Origin of the sequence: Blautia sp. MSJ-36, assembly GCF_018917985.1 — a bacterium.
Classification (GTDB): Bacteria; Bacillota; Clostridia; order Lachnospirales; family Lachnospiraceae; genus Blautia_A.
In genome coordinates this window covers 19,166-38,506 of the sequence record NZ_JAHLPQ010000022.1, presented here as the reverse complement: position 1 = coordinate 38,506, position 19,341 = coordinate 19,166, and the positions used below count along the sequence as shown (strand labels likewise).

17 protein-coding genes are annotated in these 19,341 nt (G+C 46.2%); 14 read left to right on the top strand and 3 right to left on the bottom strand.

All coding sequences use genetic code 11. The annotated features are described in order from the left end of the window. Nucleotides 1-118: 118 nt before the first annotated feature. Genes hisH through KQI39_RS13220 form a run of 4 tightly spaced genes read left to right on the top strand, consistent with a single transcriptional unit; the run spans nt 119 to nt 3,849 of the window. The gene (gene hisH, locus KQI39_RS13235) at nt 119-751 is read left to right on the top strand and encodes an imidazole glycerol phosphate synthase subunit HisH (protein WP_216418922.1); all 633 of its coding nucleotides are present in this window, start codon (nt 119-121) and stop codon (nt 749-751) included. Between the two features lie 2 nt (nt 752-753). Next, nucleotides 754-1,512, top strand: coding sequence for an imidazole glycerol phosphate synthase subunit HisF (hisF, locus tag KQI39_RS13230; RefSeq protein ID WP_118513037.1), 759 nt, complete (start codon nt 754-756; stop codon nt 1,510-1,512). A gap of 21 nt (nt 1,513-1,533) precedes the next feature. Next, nucleotides 1,534-2,208: a uracil-DNA glycosylase gene (ung, locus tag KQI39_RS13225; protein WP_021976884.1), complete on the top strand. Its 675-nt coding sequence runs from the start codon at nt 1,534-1,536 to the stop codon at nt 2,206-2,208. 15 nt (nt 2,209-2,223) lie between these two features. Next, complete coding sequence (locus KQI39_RS13220) at nt 2,224-3,849, top strand: putative polysaccharide biosynthesis protein (RefSeq protein ID WP_216418920.1); 1,626 nt, start codon at nt 2,224-2,226, stop codon at nt 3,847-3,849. 163 nt (nt 3,850-4,012) lie between these two features. On the opposite strand, the gene pepT is transcribed toward KQI39_RS13220, so the two are convergent. Continuing rightward, complete coding sequence (pepT, locus tag KQI39_RS13215; protein ID WP_216418918.1) at nt 4,013-5,239, bottom strand: peptidase T; 1,227 nt, start codon at nt 5,237-5,239, stop codon at nt 4,013-4,015. Nucleotides 5,240-5,425: 186 nt separating this feature from the next. Between pepT and uraA the strand changes: the two genes are divergently transcribed. The 6 genes from uraA (at nt 5,426) to xerD (ending at nt 11,923) form a co-directional block, all read left to right on the top strand. Next, a complete protein-coding gene (uraA, locus tag KQI39_RS13210; RefSeq protein ID WP_216418916.1) occupies nt 5,426-6,676 on the top strand; it encodes a uracil permease in 1,251 nt (416 codons plus the stop codon). A gap of 175 nt (nt 6,677-6,851) precedes the next feature. Then, the gene (gene recA / locus KQI39_RS13205) at nt 6,852-7,904 is read left to right on the top strand and encodes a recombinase RecA (protein WP_148447443.1); all 1,053 of its coding nucleotides are present in this window, start codon (nt 6,852-6,854) and stop codon (nt 7,902-7,904) included. Between the two features lie 3 nt (nt 7,905-7,907). Continuing rightward, nucleotides 7,908-8,396, top strand: a complete 489-nt coding sequence (locus KQI39_RS13200) for a regulatory protein RecX (RefSeq protein WP_173763025.1) — start codon at nt 7,908-7,910, stop codon at nt 8,394-8,396. Between the two features lie 140 nt (nt 8,397-8,536). After that, nucleotides 8,537-10,096, top strand: coding sequence for a ribonuclease Y (rny, locus tag KQI39_RS13195; protein ID WP_021976878.1), 1,560 nt, complete (start codon nt 8,537-8,539; stop codon nt 10,094-10,096). A gap of 129 nt (nt 10,097-10,225) precedes the next feature. Next, a complete protein-coding gene (locus tag KQI39_RS13190) occupies nt 10,226-10,834 on the top strand; it encodes a stage II sporulation protein M (RefSeq protein WP_021976877.1) in 609 nt (202 codons plus the stop codon). A 204-nt stretch (nt 10,835-11,038) separates the two neighbouring features. After that, nucleotides 11,039-11,923: a site-specific tyrosine recombinase XerD gene (xerD, locus tag KQI39_RS13185; RefSeq protein ID WP_216418914.1), complete on the top strand. Its 885-nt coding sequence runs from the start codon at nt 11,039-11,041 to the stop codon at nt 11,921-11,923. Nucleotides 11,924-12,081: 158 nt separating this feature from the next. Here the strand turns inward: xerD and KQI39_RS13180 are convergent, their stop codons facing one another. Together KQI39_RS13180 and KQI39_RS13175 are read right to left on the bottom strand one after the other, a co-directional pair. After that, nucleotides 12,082-13,113 (bottom strand): 3-deoxy-7-phosphoheptulonate synthase, encoded by a 1,032-nt coding sequence (locus KQI39_RS13180; protein ID WP_118062126.1) that lies wholly within the window; start codon nt 13,111-13,113, stop codon nt 12,082-12,084. 42 nt (nt 13,114-13,155) lie between these two features. Further along, a complete protein-coding gene (locus tag KQI39_RS13175; protein ID WP_216418912.1) occupies nt 13,156-14,490 on the bottom strand; it encodes a polysaccharide biosynthesis protein in 1,335 nt (444 codons plus the stop codon). A 122-nt stretch (nt 14,491-14,612) separates the two neighbouring features. Between KQI39_RS13175 and KQI39_RS13170 the strand changes: the two genes are divergently transcribed. The 4 genes from KQI39_RS13170 (at nt 14,613) to KQI39_RS13155 (ending at nt 19,306) form a co-directional block, all read left to right on the top strand. Beyond that, nucleotides 14,613-15,041 carry an RrF2 family transcriptional regulator gene (locus tag KQI39_RS13170; protein ID WP_015526993.1) on the top strand — a complete coding sequence of 143 codons (429 nt, stop codon included), beginning with the start codon at nt 14,613-14,615 and terminating at the stop codon, nt 15,039-15,041. Between the two features lie 25 nt (nt 15,042-15,066). Then, on the top strand, nt 15,067-16,254 hold the full coding sequence (gene nifS / locus KQI39_RS13165; protein ID WP_148447435.1) for a cysteine desulfurase NifS: 1,188 nt from the start codon (nt 15,067-15,069) through the stop codon (nt 16,252-16,254). 28 nt (nt 16,255-16,282) lie between these two features. Continuing rightward, entirely contained in the window at nt 16,283-16,729 is a 447-nt protein-coding gene (nifU, locus tag KQI39_RS13160; protein ID WP_015526995.1) for a Fe-S cluster assembly scaffold protein NifU, read from the top strand. A 90-nt stretch (nt 16,730-16,819) separates the two neighbouring features. Next, nucleotides 16,820-19,306, top strand: a complete 2,487-nt coding sequence (locus tag KQI39_RS13155; protein ID WP_216418911.1) for a cation-translocating P-type ATPase — start codon at nt 16,820-16,822, stop codon at nt 19,304-19,306. Nucleotides 19,307-19,341 lie beyond the last annotated feature (35 nt).

Genomic DNA, 19,341 nt, shown 5'->3' with positions numbered 1-19,341 from the left:
ACGGGCGGCAGCGGAGAAAAGTCTTTGCAACCGCCTGTTTTTGCGTTATACTAAATCAATGTAAATCGAAGGTGAGAGAGGAATATCGAGATACAAAAGAGCAGGAGGAAGCATTATTATGATAGGAATCATTGACTACGATGCAGGAAACATAAAAAGTGTGGAAAAAGCACTTCAGTATCTGGGACAGGAGACTGTCGTCTCAAGAGATCCCCAGGTGCTTCTGAAAGCAGATAAAGTAATTCTTCCAGGTGTTGGAAGTTTTGGTGATGCTATGGAGAATCTCAATAAATACGGACTTGTTCCGGTGATACATGAGATTGTAGAAAAAGGAACCCCCTTTCTTGGAATCTGTCTTGGACTGCAGCTGCTTTTTGAGAGCAGTGATGAGACACCGGGAGTGGAAGGCCTTGGAATCCTGAAAGGAAAGATCTTACGGATCCCGCCAAGCCCGGGACTGAAGATTCCACATATGGGCTGGAATTCTCTGCATCTTCAGAACAAGGGAAGATTATTTAAAGATATTCCGGAAAACACATACGTTTACTTTGTACATTCCTATTATCTTCAGGCAGAAGATGAAGAGATCGTGAAAGCGACCACCCGGTACAGTACATGTATTCACGCATCTGTGGAGAAAGGGAATGTATTTGCATGCCAGTTTCACCCGGAAAAGAGCAGCCGGTGGGGCTTGAAGATCCTTGAGAATTTTGCGGCACTTGAGGCAGGCACCGGAAAGGAGGAGGCATAATCATGTTTACAAAACGAATTATCCCATGTCTGGACGTAAATAAAGGACGTGTAGTAAAAGGCGTGAATTTTGTTGATCTGAAAGATGCCGGAGATCCGGTGGAAATTGCCAAAGCTTATGACGCAGCCGGTGCGGACGAGCTTGTTTTTCTTGATATCACTGCTTCCTGTGAGGAGCGTGATACGGTGGTAGATATGGTAAGAGCCGTTGCTGCCAATGTATTTATCCCCTTTACCGTAGGCGGAGGAATCCGTACTGTGGATGATTTCCGGAAACTTCTCCGCGAAGGCGCAGATAAGATCTCTGTAAATTCTGCAGCCATCGACCGTCCGGAGCTGATCCATGAAGCTGCACAGAAATTCGGAAGCCAGTGTGTGGTAGTTGCCATTGATGCCAAGAGAAGGCCGGATGGCGGCTGGAATATCTACAAACATGGCGGAAGACTGGATACCGGTATTGATGCTCTTGAATGGGCGAAGAAGGTGGAAGAACTCGGTGCAGGTGAGATCCTTCTTACCAGCATGGACTGCGACGGAACAAAAGCAGGATACGACATTGAACTTACAAGAGCCGTTGCAGATGCGGTTTCCATTCCTGTGATCGCTTCCGGTGGTGCCGGAACTCTGGAGCATTTTTATGATGCACTGACTGAAGGCGGAGCAGACGCGGCACTGGCAGCATCTCTGTTCCACTACAAAGAACTGGAAATCCGTGAAGTGAAGGATTACCTTGCGGAAAAAGGAATTTCCGTGAGAAGATAAGTTGGATGAGAGGTGAAGGATATGGCTCCTATAGCAGGAGACTGGCAGGAGGCGCTGAAAGGTGAGTTTCATCAGCCTTACTATGCCAAACTTTATAAAACCGTGATGACAGAATACCGAACAAGAAAGATTTTTCCGCCTCCGGAAGATCTGTTCAATGCGTTTCATTTTACGCCGCTGCATCAGGTAAAGGTTGTGATCCTGGGACAGGACCCCTATCACAATGACGGACAGGCCCACGGGCTTTGTTTTTCCGTAAAAAAAGGTGTGGAAACACCACCATCTCTGGTGAATATTTATAAAGAACTTGAGGATGATATGGGATGTTACATCCCAAACAATGGTAATCTGGAAAAATGGGCAAAACAGGGCGTGCTTCTTTTAAACACAGTGCTGACAGTCCGTGCCCATCAGGCCAATTCACACAGAGGAATCGGCTGGGAACAGTTTACCGATGCTGCCATCCGGATCCTGGATGAGGAGGACCGTCCGATCGTATTTCTTCTCTGGGGTCGGCCTGCCCAGATGAAGGCATCCATGCTTCACAATCCGAAGCACCTGATCCTGGAAGCACCACATCCAAGTCCCCTTTCTGCTTATCGGGGATTTTTCGGATGCAAGCATTTCAGTAAGGCCAACGAATTTCTGAAAGCCAACGGGGAAGAACCCATTGACTGGCAGATCGAGAATATTTAAGTTAGGAAAAGTAAAATGGGTAAAAAAAACGATAACACACTTGTGAAAAACGCCTCTTTTCTTATGGTAGCGGCGCTGATCTCCAAGATCATCGGAATGCTGTACAAGAGCCCGCTTTCAACCACACTGGGAAGCCAGAGTTTTGCGCTTTTCCAGTTTGCACAGAATGTATATTTCATTCTGCTGATGATCGCGTCTTTCAGTATTCCACAGGCGGTATCCAAGATCATGGCGGAGAAGATCGCTTTTCACAGATATAAAGATGCACAGAAAGTATTTTACGGTGCACTGATCTATGCGGCAGTTGCCGGCGGTATCGTGGCACTTGTCTGTGTATTTGGAGCGGGAATCCTGGTTCCGGACAGTATGGCAAATGCCCGTCTGGCACTGCAGATGCTTGCGCCTACAATTTTCATGTCCGGTCTGTGCGGTGTATTCCGCGGATATTTCCAGGCATACCGCAATATGATGCCGACATCGATCTCACAGATTATTGAACAGATTTTTGTGGCAACCTTTGCGCTTCTGATGTCACATGTATTTATTCAGCATTTCTCCGCAACAGGAGATATGGATCTGGTTCATCGCTGGGGTGCGGCAGGTGCTACCATGGGTACCGGTGCCGGTGTGGCTTCCGCTCTGATCTTTATGCTGATTGTCTACGGGGTAAACCGCAAGATCATTCGAAAAAGGATCGCCAATGACCATCATTCCGTAAATGAGAGTATGGGCCATGTAATGAGCAATATTGTGCTTATCATCATGCCGATCATTCTCAGCGCTTTTATCTACAATGTAAACGGATATATCAACAGCTATATGTATTCTGGCATTATGGACATCAAAGGTGCTGCCAAGAACGTGATTCAGACGCTGTATTCCGAGTATGGATATTATATGACACTGATCAATATTCCGCTGACTCTGGCAAGTACGGCACCTACTTCCATGATTCCGGAGGTTTCTGCACATTATGCCATGCATGATATTGAGGGTGCCAATATGAAGACCGACCGTGCCACCTGGATCAGCATGCTGATTTCCATTCCGGCGGCAGTAGGTCTTGCAGTTCTTTCCGGACCGATCACAAGACTGATCTTCCCGGGAACCAATGGTGTAGGCGGACAGCTTCTGATTCTGGGAGGAATTACCATTATCCTCAACGGTAACTCCAATATCACCAACGGTGTACTTCAGGGAATCGGCAAGCCGAAACTTCCGATGATCCATGCAGCTATCGCTCTGGTGGCCGATGTAATCGCCATGGCACTGCTTCTGGTATTTACCAACCTTGGCGTTTATACCATCGTCATCGCACAGATCGTCTATGCGGTTGTGATGTGTCTTCTCAACGACCGTTCCATCAAGAAATATATGGGTTACAAGAACCCATGGAGAAGTGCTTATTTAAGCCCGTTCCTGGCATCTATTCCAATGGGAGTTGTTGCGGGAGTGGTATATTACGGACTGTATGCGCTGATCCATTCCAATGTGATCTGCCTTGGTATTTCCGTGATCCTGGCTGCTACAGTATACTTTATTGTATATCTGTTTGTAAGTAAGCCAAGTGAAGAAGATCTGGGCATGATGCCTGGTGGAAGGTATATGAAGAAACTGGCGAGAATGATGAAGATCATTTGACCGAATCAAGGAAGTCTTCGTCTGATTCGACCTGGTTCAGATGAATTTTATATGGTATAGAAATACCCACAGATTTATTCCGGCAAATAACCGGCCGGAGGATCTGTGGGTATTTTTTGTTTATATCAGATTTCTGGTGATGCAGGGTTTTAAGGGGATTTTCTCAATCTTTTCTCTGGGAAAACAGTTTTATGATCTCAAGGGTAACATCTACAGCAGCATCCATTCCTTCAACAGTAATGTGCTCATAAGGCCCGTGATAGGCATGTCCGCCGGTTCCCAGATTCGGGCAGGGAAGTCCCATGAAACTTAACTGGGCTCCGTCTGTGCCGCCACGGATAGGCAAGATTAGCGGTGTGACACCGCAGGCACGGCAGGCATCCTCTGCCAGGGTGATCAGCCACGGGCAGGTATCAATGATCTCTTTCATATTGCGGTACTGCTGGGTGATGGTAAGGGTCACGGTACCTTCACCCCATTTTTCGTTGAGAATTTTGGTGATATGTGCAAGGGTTTTCTGGCGGACTTCAAAAGAAGCGGCATCGTGATCCCGGACAATATACTGAAGTTCAGCCTGGGAAACATCTCCTTTCATGGAGCACAGATGGAAAAATCCCTGATAGTCCTCTGTGTTCCTTGGCGTATCCGCAGAGGGGAGCATGGAATTAAATTCCATGGCAACAAGGGCAGCATTGACCATGGTATTTTTGGAAGAACCGGGATGGACATTGACGCCCTGGAAAATTACTTTTGCACTGCAGGCGTTGAAGTTTTCGTACTGGATCTCGCCTTCTGTATCACCGTCCAGGGTATAGGCGTAATCTGCACCGAATTTTTTTACATCGAAGTGAGCCGGTCCCATGCCGATCTCTTCATCTGGCGTAAATGCAACACAGAGAGGTCCGTGAGGTATTTTTTCCTTAAGGATATGCTCCAGCGCTGTGAGGATCTCCGCAATGCCGGCCTTGTCGTCAGCACCCAGGATTGTGGTTCCGTCTGAGGTGATGAGTGTCCGTCCGGCAAGAGAAGTAAGGTGTGGAAACATTTCCGGGGAAAGAGTTCTGCCGCTTGTGCCAAGAGGAAGATCTTTTCCATCGTAATTTTCAGTGATCACAGGGATGACCGCATGATCGCAGAAATCGGAAACGGTGTCCATATGAGCGATAAAGCCGAGGGTTTTGCAGTGTTCCAGTCCTTTTGTGGCCGGAAGATGAGCATAAACATAGCAGTGCTCATCCAGACTTACATCAGAGATACCAAGTCCTTTCAGTTCCTCTACAAGGACATGCGCCAGATCAAACTGACACTGGGAAGAAGGGGAAGAAGTGCTCTCTTCGTTGCTTGGTGTGAATATTTTTACATAGGATAAAAGTCGTTCGTATGCTTTCATAGAAGAAAAGTCCTTTCTGAAAAATTATCCGGAACAGATTGTACTTACATTTCCGTGAACTATCTGTTTTCCCGGAGATAACAACAGTATACCACATAGTATCCGCATATTTGTGGAAAAAATCTCCCACGATGAGAAAACCTGTGCTATAATCGGTGAGATAATAAAAAACGGGAGGATTTGAGAGTGGAAAAAAGAATCATACAGGTCGAGGAAAAAGTACCTGTAAAAATGCTGATACCGTTAAGTATCCAGCACATGTTTGCCATGTTCGGAGCATCCGTACTGGTGCCGTTCCTTTTTGGCATCAATCCGGCCATCGTGCTTCTGATGAATGGCGTGGGAACACTTCTTTTTATTTTCATCACAAAAGGAAAGGCACCGGCATACCTAGGTTCCAGTTTTGCTTTTCTTTCACCGGCACTTCTGGTCATCAGCAAGTACGGTTATGAGTATGCCCTTGGCGGTTTCGTTGTACTTGGTATTGCAGGTATGTGCGTGGCATTTATTGTCCGTCAGTGTGGAACGGACTGGATTGATATCGTGCTTCCTACCGCGGCAATGGGACCGGTAGTTGCACTGATTGGTCTGGAACTTGCAGGAAATGCGGCAAGTACGGCAGGACTTCTGGATGACAAGGTAGATCCGAAGAATGTGATCGTATTTCTGGTGACACTTGGAGTAGCGGTATTCGGACAGATTCTGTTCCGTGGTTTTCTTTCTGTTATTCCGATCCTGATCGCGATCATTGCCGGATATGTGGCAGCAGGTGCATGTGGGCTTCTGGATTTTACCCAGGTAAGAGAAGCGGCGTTTTTTGCCCTTCCCAACTTTACATCCCCGAAATTTAATTTTGAGGCTGTCATGACGATTTTCCCTGCACTGCTTCTGGTAACTTCCGAGCATATCGGACATCAGATCGTAACCGGAAAGATCGTCGGAAGAAATCTTCTGAAAGACCCGGGACTTCACAGATCCCTGTTTGCGGATTTCTTCTCCACCACAGTTTCCGGATGCCTTGGTTCTGTGCCGACCACCACTTACGGTGAGAACATCGGTGTTATGGCTGTGACAAAGGTTTACAGCGTACAGGTTATCGGCGGTGCGGCAGTGCTTTCCATCTGCTGTTCTTTCCTTGGCAAACTGGCAGCCCTGATCAGTACTATCCCTGGTCCGGTTATCGGCGGAATTTCTTTCCTCCTTTACGGAATGATCGGAACTTCCGGACTTCGTATGCTGGTTGACAATCACGTGGATTACAGCAAATCCAGAAACCTGACACTGACAAGTGTTGTCTTTGTTGTGGGACTTTCCAGAATTGCCCTGAAACTTGGAAATGTAGAGCTTACAGGTATGGTGCTGGCGTGCGTGGTTGCCATGGCATTAAGCCTTGTGTTCTATATCCTGGATAAACTGAAACTGACCAACGATCAGTAAAAAAATAAGAGCATTCATTTTACAAAGCAGATAAAAAGGGAAACCTTTCTATCTGCTTTTTCTGCTTGACAATCATTCCGTTTTATAATACTATGTAATACAGAAAACACGAACAAAGGTTCGAAAAAACAGGAAACTTAGCGATAGAAGAGAAGAAAGAATAGGAGATTGCAGAATGATCAGTGAAGAGAAGCAGAAGGCGCTGGAAGCAGCCCTTGGAAATATTGAGAAGCAGTTTGGTAAGGGCTCTGTTATGAAACTTGGAGATTCCAGCTCCCATATGCAGGTGGAGGCTGTTCCTACAGGATGCTTAAGCCTTGATATCGCTCTTGGCGTAGGTGGTGTGCCGAAGGGACGTATCGTGGAGATCTACGGACCGGAGTCCAGTGGTAAGACAACCGTAGCTTTACATATGGTTGCCGAGGTTCAGAAGAGAGGCGGAATCGCAGGATTCATCGATGCAGAGCATGCCCTTGATCCGGTTTACGCCAAGAATATCGGTGTGGATATTGATAATCTTTACATTTCACAGCCGGATAACGGAGAGCAGGCTCTGGAGATTACAGAGACCATGGTGCGCTCCGGTGCTGTGGATATCGTGATCGTGGACTCTGTTGCAGCCCTTGTTCCCAAGGCAGAGATCGAGGGCGATATGGGAGACAGCCATGTGGGCCTGCAGGCACGTCTGATGTCACAGGCACTCCGTAAACTGACTGCTGTTATCAGCAAGTCCAACTGTGTGGTGATCTTTATCAACCAGCTCCGTGAGAAGGTCGGCGTAATGTTCGGTAATCCGGAGACCACAACCGGTGGACGTGCCCTGAAATTCTATGCATCTGTCCGTATGGATGTACGCCGTGTAGAGACACTGAAGCAGGGCGGTGAGATGGTAGGTAACCATACCCGTGTGAAGGTAGTTAAGAACAAGGTGGCTCCTCCATTTAAACAGGCAGAATTTGATATCATGTTCGGAACCGGTATTTCCAGAGAGGGAGACATCCTGGATCTTGCGGCAGACTGCTCCATTGTAAATAAGAGCGGCGCATGGTATGCATACGAGGGTGATAAGATCGGACAGGGACGTGAGAATGCCAAGCTGTTCCTGAGAGAGCATCCGGAGATCCGTGATGAGATCGAGAAGAAGGTACGTGTACAGTATCACCTGGATCCGGCAGATGAAACAGCAGAAGCTGCGACACAGACAGCGGATACGGAAGAAGAGGAATAATCCATGCTGAATCCGGAAGAACGAAACCGGGCAAGAAAGAAAGCCATGCGGCTTCTGGAACATATGGATCGTACAGAGAAAGGCCTGACGGATAAACTCCGTCAGGCTGAATTTTCACCGGAGGCAGTGGAGGATGCCATTGCCTATGTGAAGTCTTACGGCTATATTAATGATGCCCGTTATGCCAGGACATACATTTCTTTCCGCATGGAGTCCAAGAGCCGCCAGAAGATCCTTTCCGAGCTTCAGATGAAAGGCGTGGACCGTCAGACTGCACTGGAAGCCTGGGAGGAAATGGAAGAACTTATGGAACCCGATGAACGTGCCGTTTTACGGAAGACCATAGAGAAGAAATATGCACCGGATACCGAGCTTGATGAAGGACAGATGCGGAGACTCTATGGGTACCTTGCCAGAAGAGCATTTAAGTACGAGGATATTTCTCATATTCTGGAAGAAATGAACATCCGTGTGAAGCACGAGATGGAATAATTCCATACAAAAAAAGTCACAGTTCATGTGTGCTAACCAAAATCGGCTTTTTCATGAGAAAAACTTGACATAAATGTGAAAAACAGCTAAACTTGTATTGTTGTATTTGTACAATGAAAACTAAATAAGGAGGTGCTCCTGTGGCAGGCACAATTATCGGTGTTATTGTCGCTGTGGTAGTCACGCTACTTATTGCAGTTCCTGTTACTTGCAAGGTTGCTGTTGACAAGAAAGTACGCAAGGATGCGGAAATCGTAGGTACAGCAGAGGATAAAGCAAGGAATATTCTTGATGAAGCATTGAAAGCAGCAGAGACCAAGAAACGCGAAACTTTACTTGAGGTAAAGGAAGAATCTCTGCGAACTAAAAATGAACTGGAAAGGGAAACCAAGGAACGGAGAAACGAGCTGCAGAGATACGAGAAGCGAGTTTTGTCAAAAGAGGAATCTGTTGACAAAAAAGCCAATGCAGTGGAGAAGCGTGAGCTGGAATGTACAGCGAAATTTAACGAGTTACAAGAAAAAGAAAAACGAGTAAATGAACTTGAGGAAAAAGGAGTACGGGAACTGGAACGAGTTTCAGGTCTTACCTCCGAACAGGCAAAAGAAGAATTACTGAAATCTGTAGAAGATGACGTAAAGGTGGATGTTGCAAGACTCTATAAGGAGCTTGAGAACAGAGCCAAAGAAGAAGCCAACAAGAAAGCCAAGGAATATGTGGTCAATGCTATCCAGAAATGTGCGGTAGATCACGTATCTGAGACAACAATTTCTGTGGTACAGCTTCCAAGTGATGAAATGAAGGGAAGGATTATCGGTCGTGAGGGCCGTAACATCCGTACATTGGAGACACTTACCGGTGTGGATCTGATCATTGATGATACACCGGAGGCAGTTGTTCTCTCCGCGTTTGATCCGATCCGTAGAGAGATCGCCAGAGTGGCTCTGGAGAAACTTATTGTGGATGGACGTATTCATCCGGCAAGAATTGAAGAGATGGTGGAGAAAGCCCAGAAAGAAGTGGAAACACAGATCCGTGAAGACGGTGAGACAGCAGCCATGGATGTGGGTGTTCATGGAATCCATCCGGAACTTCTGAAACTTCTTGGACGTATGAAATTCCGTTCCAGTTATGGTCAGAATGCTTTAAGACATTCCATTGAGGTTGCACAGCTTTCCGGACTTCTCGCAGGAGAGATCGGTGTGGATGTGCGTATGGCCAAACGTGCCGGACTTCTTCATGATATTGGTAAATCCATTGATCATGAGGTGGAAGGTTCTCATATCCAGATTGGCGTGGATCTCTGTAAGAAATATAAGGAATCCCCGATCGTTATCAACACAGTTGCGTCCCATCATGGCGATGTGGAACCGGAATCTCTTATCGCTTGTATTGTACAGGCTGCTGACGCAATTTCCGCGGCAAGACCTGGTGCAAGACGAGAGACACTGGAAACCTATACCAATCGTCTGAAACAGCTCGAGGATATCACCAATGAGTTCAAGGGCGTAGAAAAATCTTTTGCTATTCAGGCAGGAAGAGAAATTCGTGTTATGGTTGTACCGGATCACGTAAGTGATGCAGATATGGTTCTCCTTGCAAGAGACATTGCAAAGCAGATCGAAGCAGAACTTGAATATCCGGGACAGATCAAGGTTAATGTGATCCGTGAAAGCAGAGCGGTTGATTACGCAAAATAAGCTTTCACTCACAGAATACTCTGGAAATAATGAAAGCCGGACAGCTTTAATAGCTGGCCGGCTTTTTTGCTGCCCGGAAACAGGTTATATTACGGAGAGTTTGGACGTAAACTGGTACAGGGTGAGTGAATGGAAAAAAGAAATGAAAGCAGAAAATGGAAAACAGCTGGTCGTTTTCCGGCAGAGATTCTTTTTCTGACCGGTTTTCTGGTGGGAAATATCATACCGAATCTGATCTGGAAAATGGAATGGAAACAGAAAACCCTGGCTTCTTTCTATCTGATCCGGAATTTTGCGGGGAAAGATATTTCCGGCGGAGCATATTTGCTGGAAGTGTTACGACACAGGGGAGTACTCTTTCTTTTTCTGTTTTTCTGTGGGTTTACCATATTTGGGGTACCGCTGTCAGTGGCTTATATGCTGATTCTTGGGATGGAGACAGGACTTATCCTGACTTTATCCGTGCTGGAATTTGGTATTTACGGAGGTGTGGCCGGGGCCGGACTTCTGATTCCTCAGTATGTGATCTATATTCCGGTGTATTTTTATCTTGCTGGTCTTGTATACAGACAGTCCTATGATATCTGGAAAAACTATGGGCTTGTACCTCAGAAATCGAGGCTATATATCCGGCAGGGAATGACTGCATTTCTGGTGTATACAGGGGGAATTCTTGCGGAAAGTTTCCTGAATCCGTGGATTCTTGAGAAAGTTGTAAAGGGGCTGAAATTTTTTTGAAAAAATTTTTTACAATATGTAGTGATGGTTTCCATAAAATCTGCGATATTTGGTGGTTTGAGGCGGAAAGTGTTGAAATTGCGTGGTTTTGCGCTGAAAAACCGTTTGATTTTATGTAAAATACACAGTATAATTCAGTCATAAAAGAATACAGATTTTACGATTTTGTTGATAATGAGTTATTTAGAAACGGGATGTAAGAGAATGGACATAGAGATACGGGAATTTATTACATATTTACATAATAGAAAAAGAACATCTCATAATACAGAGGTGTCATATCAGAGAGATCTGAAGAAGATGGCAGCATATTTTGAAGAGCGTGGAATTTATGATATCCGTGAAGTGGGAGAGCTGGAACTGGAGGGATATCTCAGTTACATGGAGAGAGGACAGTTTGCCTCTTCTACCATTTCCAGAAATGTGGCTTCGATCCGTGCACTGTTTCAGTATCTTCAGCAGGAAGGCCGGATTGAGAGAGATCCATCCCTGGAACTGAAGCCACCTAAGGTTGAGAAGAGGATGCCGGAGATTCTTTCTGTGGATGAAGTGGACAGACTTCTGAGACAGCCGGATTTGAATACCCCGAAAGGAATTCGGGACAGCGCCATGCTGGAACTTCTTTATGCGACAGGAATGCGTGTCAGTGAACTGCTTCACCTGAATCTGGAGGATATGAATCTTCAGCTTGGTTATGTGGTCTGTCACGATGAAGAGAAGGAACGGGTCATTCCTGTGGGAAATGTGTGCAGGAATGCCATGGAGAAATATCTGAAAGAAGCCCGTGGAACATTTGTGAAAGAAAATGAGACACAGAGCCTTTTTACCAACTGTTCAGGAAAGTCCATGAGCAGACAGGGGTTCTGGAAAGTGCTGAAGGGATATGCGGAAGAAGCAGGAATCCAGCATGATATCACACCACACACCCTGAGACATTCTTTTGCCGCACATATGCTGCAGAACGGGGCGGATGTAAAGAGTGTACAGGAAATGCTGGGACATTCGGACATTTCCACTACACAGATCTATTTGAATTTTGGTGTTGCAAAAATGCGCGATGTGTATATGAAGGCGCATCCGAGGCATTAACCTGTAAACAGAAATATAATATTAAGCAGAAAAAAATAAGAACCGACGCTTCCAAAAAAGGAAGAACGTCGGTTCTTTTGATGTGCATTTCAGTCAAGGGAATATTTGCAATCCCGTAGGGACCCCTTGATTTGTTAAAACTGCAGATCGGACGGATCTTAGCAGTTCTCAGCAATCGTATAAAGCAGTTTCTCAGACTCATCCCATCCAAGGCATGCATCTGTGATGGATTTTCCGTAGATGTGATCTACACCGATCTTCTGATTGCCTGGCTCAATATAGCTCTCGATCATGAGACCTTTTACCATAGTGTGAAGCTCAGGATCTACCTGACGGCTGTGAAGAACCTCGCTTGCGATACGAACCTGCTGCTCGTAGTGCTTGTTGGAGTTGGAGTGGTTGGTATCCACGATTACTGCCGGGTTGGCAAGGTTCTTTGCGTGGTATTTGTCATAGAGAAGACGAAGATCCTCATAATGGTAGTTCGGGATAGCTTCTCCGTGTTTGTTTACCGCACCACGAAGGATTGCGTGGGAGAGCGGGTTACCGGTGGTCTCAACTTCCCAGCTTCTGTAAATGAAGCGGTGAGCGCCCTGTGCTGCAACGATGGAGTTCAGCATAACGCTGTAGTCGCCACTGGTAGGATTCTTCATACCAGCCGGAACGTCCATGCCGCTGACTGTCAGTCTGTGCTGCTGATCTTCAACAGAACGTGCACCTACAGCAACGTAGGAAAGAAGATCAGAAAGATAACGGTAGTTCTCCGGGTAAAGCATCTCATCTGCACAGGTAAAACCACTTTCGCGGATGGCACGCATGTGCATCTTACGGATTGCAATCAGTCCGGCAAGAAGGTTCGGTTTCTTCTCAGGATCTGGCTGATGGACCATTCCCTTGTATCCTTCACCGGTTGTACGTGGTTTGTTTGTGTAAACACGCGGGATGATAAGGACTTTATCCTCGATCTTTTCCTGAACTTTGCGAAGTCTTAAAAGATAATCGCATACAGCATCTTCGTTATCTGCAGAACATGGTCCGATGATAGCGAGGAATTTATCGGATTTTCCGGTGAAAACGTCGCGAATCTCAGCATCGCGTTTCTCCTTGAGAGCCTGAAGTTCAGCATCGATGGGATACTGATTGCGGATTTCCTCAGGAGTTGGCAGTTTTTTTATGAATTCAAAACTCATAGTACTCTATTCCTCCATAACTATAGACATTTCGATTATTTATTATAAACGATTATTGTCCGATTGTCGATAGGGAAATTTTAGCGCTTTCACGTGTAGAAGAGTAAGCAGCAGCTCACCCAGAAAAATCCCGTAAAAATAGCCTCGGATCCCTGTTGCCGGAATTATAAAAACAACGGAGAAAATGCGGATGAGAATGCCGGCAATACTGTGGAGCAGACAGATCCCCGGTTTTCCAAGCCCATGCAGGATGCTGGTGAGCATGATGTTTGTATAAAGAAAAGGACAGATAAAGGACAGATACCGTATGTAGGTGCCGGCAGTCTGGCTGTGAAAAAGCAGCGCTCCGAGGAATGGGCCAAAAAGAAAGAATCCGCTTCCGCACAGAAATCCCAGGAACATGCACAGAAAAAAGGTCTGGTCTGTGATACGACGGATCTGCTTCTGTTCTCCCAGTGCATCGAGCTGTGCGATGGAAGGCATCAGCATCACAGCGGCGGAAGACGTAAGTGTGGAAGGGAACAGGAGCAGGGGCAGTGCCATTCCCGTAAAGATCCCATAGATCTTCAGTGAGTCTGAGGCTGTCATGCCGGAACGTAGAAGCATCTGTGGGATCAGGACCGCTTCTATGCTGCTGAGAAGTGTCAGAAGGATCCTGTTCAGGGAAATGGGAAAAGACAGTGTGAAAAGGTCCTTTATCAGCGGAAAGACCCTGACGGGAGTTTTTTCTTGTACAGGGTGATTTCCAAAATGGAAGGAAACTACCAACAGCGACACCAGCGAAGCGGCAGCCTCTCCGGCAAGGGAGCCACCCGCTGCGATCAATGCAGTGATCGGACGTCCTTCGGAAAGAAAGATCAGATACAGGATATAGGTAGTGCCGATCCGTGCAGCCTGCTCCGAAAGCTGTACGACAGCCGGAACAGAGGCTTTTTTCCGGGCATAATAATAGCTGTCAATGCAGGAGTGTATGGCACAGAGCGGAATACTGACAGCTGTTATGCGAAGAAGACCGGCAGTCTGCGGTGTTTGCAGGATTGCAGAAGCAAAAAAATCTGTGTGCCGAAAAATCAGAAAACCGGCTGCAGCAGAAAAAAAGACAGCCACAAGTGTTCCTGTGACCAGCGAAAACCGTGCCTCCTTTTTCTCCTGAAGAGCAAGTCTGGACGCAATCAGACGTGAAAGAGCAGACTGGATCCCTGTATAGGATAAAGCGGCCATAAGTCCCTGGAGAGGAAGAACCAGCTGATACAGGCCAAGACCTTCCGCACCAATGGCATGGGAGAGGAATATTCTATAAAAGAAACCTGCGATACGGCTGATAAGGCCTGTGCAGGCAAGAATCAGGGTTCCTTTGAAAAATATTTTTTTTGACATGGATAACCTTGAGTCTTTTTTGTCAGTATATGAAGAAGTTAGTCTTGACAGAACCATATGTTTCTGATAGAGTAAACATGAAATCCGAGGAAAACACTGGGAATTGAAAAAGAGGTGAGCGGATGAAACTGTCAACAAGAGCAAAATACGGACTTAAGGCTTTGATAGACCTTGGTCTTTACAGTGAGAAAGAAGCGGTCTCGCTTCAGAGTATTGCGGGCCGTCAGAATATATCAGTCAGCTATCTGGAGCAGCTGATGGCACTTTTAAAGAAAGCGGGCCTTGTGAAGAGTGTCCGCGGCGCAGCCGGAGGATACTTCCTTGGAAGACCGGCAGAAGAGATTTCAGTGGGAGATATCCTTCGTGTCCTGGAGGGCGGTCTGGAGGCTGCAACATGTCCGGGAACAGAAGGTGACGGTGGCTGCCAGGGCTCCGATCTCTGTGTAGCTAAATTAGTGTGGAAGAGGATCAACGACAGCATCACGGATGCAGTGGATACACTGATGCTCAGCGAGCTGATCGAAGAAAGCCGGAGAATACACGAAAAATAATTATCCTGAACAGGAGGAAAAGAAAATGGGAAAAATGATATATCTGGACAATGCGGCTACCACAAAGACCGCACCGGAAGTTGTGGAGGCAATGCTGCCATATTTTACAGAGTTTTACGGAAATGCTTCAACCGTTTATGATTTTGCGGCAAACAGTAAAGCTGCCATCGCAAAAGGAAGACAGCAGATCGCAGACGTGATCGGAGCCAAGAAAGAGGAGATCTATTTCACAGCGGGCGGTTCCGAGTCTGACAACTGGGCTCTGAAAGCAACTTTTGAGGCATACAAGAATAAAGGTAACCATATCATCACAACAAAGATCGAGCATCATGCAATCCTTCATACTTGCGAATACCTTGAAAAAGAGCGCGGTGCGAAGGTCACATATCTGGATGTGGATGAGAACGGTTTCATTGACCTGGATGAACTTCAGAAAGCCATCACACCGGAGACCATCCTGATTTCTGTTATGGCTGCAAACAATGAGATCGGTACTCTTGAGCCGCTGAAAGAGATCGGACAGATCGCACATGAGCATGGAATCCTGTTCCATACAGACGCTGTTCAGGCATTCGGACAGATCCCGATCAATGTAGATGAGTTTAACATTGATATGCTCAGCTCCAGCGGACATAAGATCAACGGACCGAAAGGAATCGGTTTCCTCTATATCCGTAAAGGTGTTAAGATCCGTTCCTTCGTACACGGCGGAGCACAGGAGAGAAAACGTCGTGCAGGTACAGAGAACGTTCCTGGTATCGTAGGATACGGTCTTGCAGCAGAGCGTGCAAACAAATCCATGAAAGAGCGTACTGCAAAAGAGATCGAGATTAGAGATCATATGATTAACAGAATTCTCACAGAGATCCCGTACGTACGTCTTAACGGAGATAAGGTAAAACGTCTTCCGAACAACGTAAACGTAAGCATTCAGTTCATCGAGGGTGAGTCCCTTCTTCTGATGCTTGACAACTTCGGAATCTGTGCATCCAGCGGTTCTGCATGTACATCCGGTTCTCTGGATCCGTCACATGTTCTGCTGGCTATTGGCCTTCCTCATGAGATCGCACACGGATCACTCCGTATGACATTAAGCGAGGAGACAACAATGGAGGACGTTGATTTTGTAGTAGATAAACTGAAAGATATTACTGCAAATTTAAGAAGTATGTCTCCATTATATGAAGATTTTATTAAAAAGCAGAAAAAATAATAAAAACACTTGCCAGGAGGAAAAAATAATGTATAGTGAAAAAGTAATGGATCATTTTCAGCATCCACGTAATGTAGGTGAGATTGAGAACGCAAGCGGCGTGGGTACTGTAGGAAATGCAAAATGCGGCGATATTATGAGAATATTCCTTGACATTGATGACGAAACTCATATTATCAAAGACTGCAAATTCAAAACATTTGGATGCGGTGCGGCAGTTGCAACAAGCAGCATGGCAACAGAGCTTGTAATGGGTAAAACCATTGAGGAAGCTATGGAAGTAACAAACAAAGCCGTTATGGAGGCTCTGGACGGACTTCCGCCGGTAAAGATTCACTGTTCCCTGCTTGCTGAGGAAGCAATTCATGCGGCTCTCTGGGATTATGCAGAGAAACATCACATTAAGATCGAAGGTCTTTCCAAACCGAAGTCTGATATCCACGAAGGTGAAGAGGACACAGAAGAGGAATATTAATCCTCTGTATTTGCGATCATAACCGAGGCATGAGCAAGCTTCAATCGAACAGAAACCGTAAGCCATTGAAAGGACAGGTAAGTAAGAAGCATGACAGGACTTACGAACGAAGAAGTTCAGGAAAGAATTGCGCAGGGCCAGGTAAATAATAACGAAAACCCCAACACCAGGACATATAAACAGATCATTCTGGAGAATACACTGACATTCTTCAATTTTCTGAACCTGGTGCTGCTGGTTCTCGTACTGCTGGTTGGTTCCTACAAAAACTCCATGTTTGTAGGAATCATTTTTATTAATACCGTAATCGGAATCATTCAGGAGATCCGTGCCAAGAAGACCATTGACAAGCTGGCGATCCTGACAGAATCCAAGACGGTTGTTCTGCGTGAAGGAAAAAAATGGAAAATTTCTACAGAGAAGCTGGTTGTCGATGACCTGATCTTTCTGAAGGCCGGAGAACAGGTCCCAGCAGATGCGAAGATCCTGGAAGGAAACCTGGAGGTCAATGAATCTCTGCTTACCGGTGAGGCGGACAATCTTCCGAAGAATCCGGGAGATGAGCTTTTTTCTGGAAGTTTTGTGACAGCGGGACAGGCGTGCTGCCAGATCATCCATGTAGGAAGTGACAACTATGCGTCAAGGATCACCAGTGAGGCCAAGGAATTCAAACGCCATAATTCAGAGCTTCGAAATTCCCTGAATGCTATTCTGAAGGTGATCAGTATTATTATCGTACCACTGGGTGCGATGCTTTTTTATAAACAGTATTATTTTGTGGGAGATAATATCCGGGATTCTGTTGTCAATATGGTTGCGGCAGTTCTTGGAATGATCCCAGAGGGACTTGTTCTCCTTACCAGTGTGGCACTGACCCTGGGAGCCCTGAAGCTGGCTCAGAAGAAAACGCTGGTGCAGGAATTGTACTGTATTGAGACTCTTGCACGTGTGGATACACTCTGTCTGGATAAGACAGGAACCATCACAGAGGGTACTATGTGTGTGGAAGCGGTGGAGAGCTATCCGCCAGTGTATGATGAGACTTCTGCAGTTTCCGCATCAGAAGCAATCGCAAAAGAGGATGAGAGTTCGATTCTCTCACAAGAGGAGAATTCAGAAGATGGTACAGAGGAGCACAGTCAGGAAGATCCGGCGAAGATTCAGGAAATTGAACATATCATGGGAAATCTTCTTTCTGTGCTGAAAGATCAGAATGCCACTGCCGATGCCCTCCGTGCAAGATTTAAAGTATCCCAGGATATGGAACTGGATCATGTGATCCCGTTCTCTTCCGACAGAAAGTACAGTGGAGCAGCTTTTAAAGATACAGGCACTTATCTGATGGGCGCTGTGCAGTTTCTTTTCCCGGAAGGAAATCCCCAGCTGGCAGAATATTGTAGTGGTTTTGCGAAAGAGGGACTTCGTGTTCTGGTTGTTGCTCACAGTGAGAATGTAAATGAAGGCACGGAGATCCCGGCAGGACTTGAACCCATCGGACTTCTGCTTCTTACGGATGTGATCCGTGCAGAGGCACCGGATACGCTGGCATATTTTGAGAGCCAGGGCGTGGATCTGAAAGTGATCTCCGGAGATGATCCGGTGACGGTTTCTGCCATTGCCAGACGTGCAGGCCTTAAAAATGCGGAGCAGTATGTAGATGCAACAACGATCACAACCCAGGAACAGATGGACGAGGCAGTTGCAATATACAGTGTGTTCGGACGTGTGACACCGCAGCAGAAGCAGGCGATGGTGAAGTCTTTGCAGGCACAGAAGCATACGGTTGCAATGACCGGTGATGGCGTAAACGATGTTCTGGCTCTTAAAGAGGCAGACTGTAGTATTGCCATGGCTGAGGGTAGTGATGCGGCCAAGAATATTGCAAATGTGGTATTGCTGGATTCCAATTTTGCGGCGATGCCGGAGATCGTGAATCAGGGACGACGGGTTGTAAATAATATCCGTACTGCAGCATCCATGTTTCTGATCAAGACGATTTTTTCCGTGCTGCTGTCACTGATCACGATCTTCTTTGGGGATTCCTATCCTTTTGAACCGATTCAGATGTCTCTGATCAGTGCCTGTGCAGTTGGCATTCCTACGTTTCTTCTGGCCCAGGAGAACAATTATGAGAAGATTGACCACACATTTTTGCGTCACGTGTTTATGAATGCATTTCCGGCCGCTGTGACGATCACAGGCTGTGTGTTCAGCGTGATGCTGGTATGTCAGAATGTATATCATTCCAATGCAATGCTGAATACGGCTTGTGTGCTTGTAACAGGTTGGAATTATATGGCGGCACTTAAGACGGTTTACGCACCTTTGAATACCTATCGTAAGGTGATTATTTACAGTATGCAGGTGATCTTTTTCGGGGCAGCCGTGATTCTGCAGAATCTGCTGACTCTGGGATCCCTGGAATTTGGAATGATCATTCTGGTATTCCTTCTGATGACGTTTTCTCCGATCCTGATCGATGTGATTACGGCCTGGATCAAGAATATCTACAGCCGTTCGCTGGATAAGGGAGAGCAGGGGAAATTTGCCGCATTCATTGATAAGCTGAGAAAATAAAAAATATGAGAAATGTAAAAGGACACTGCCATTTT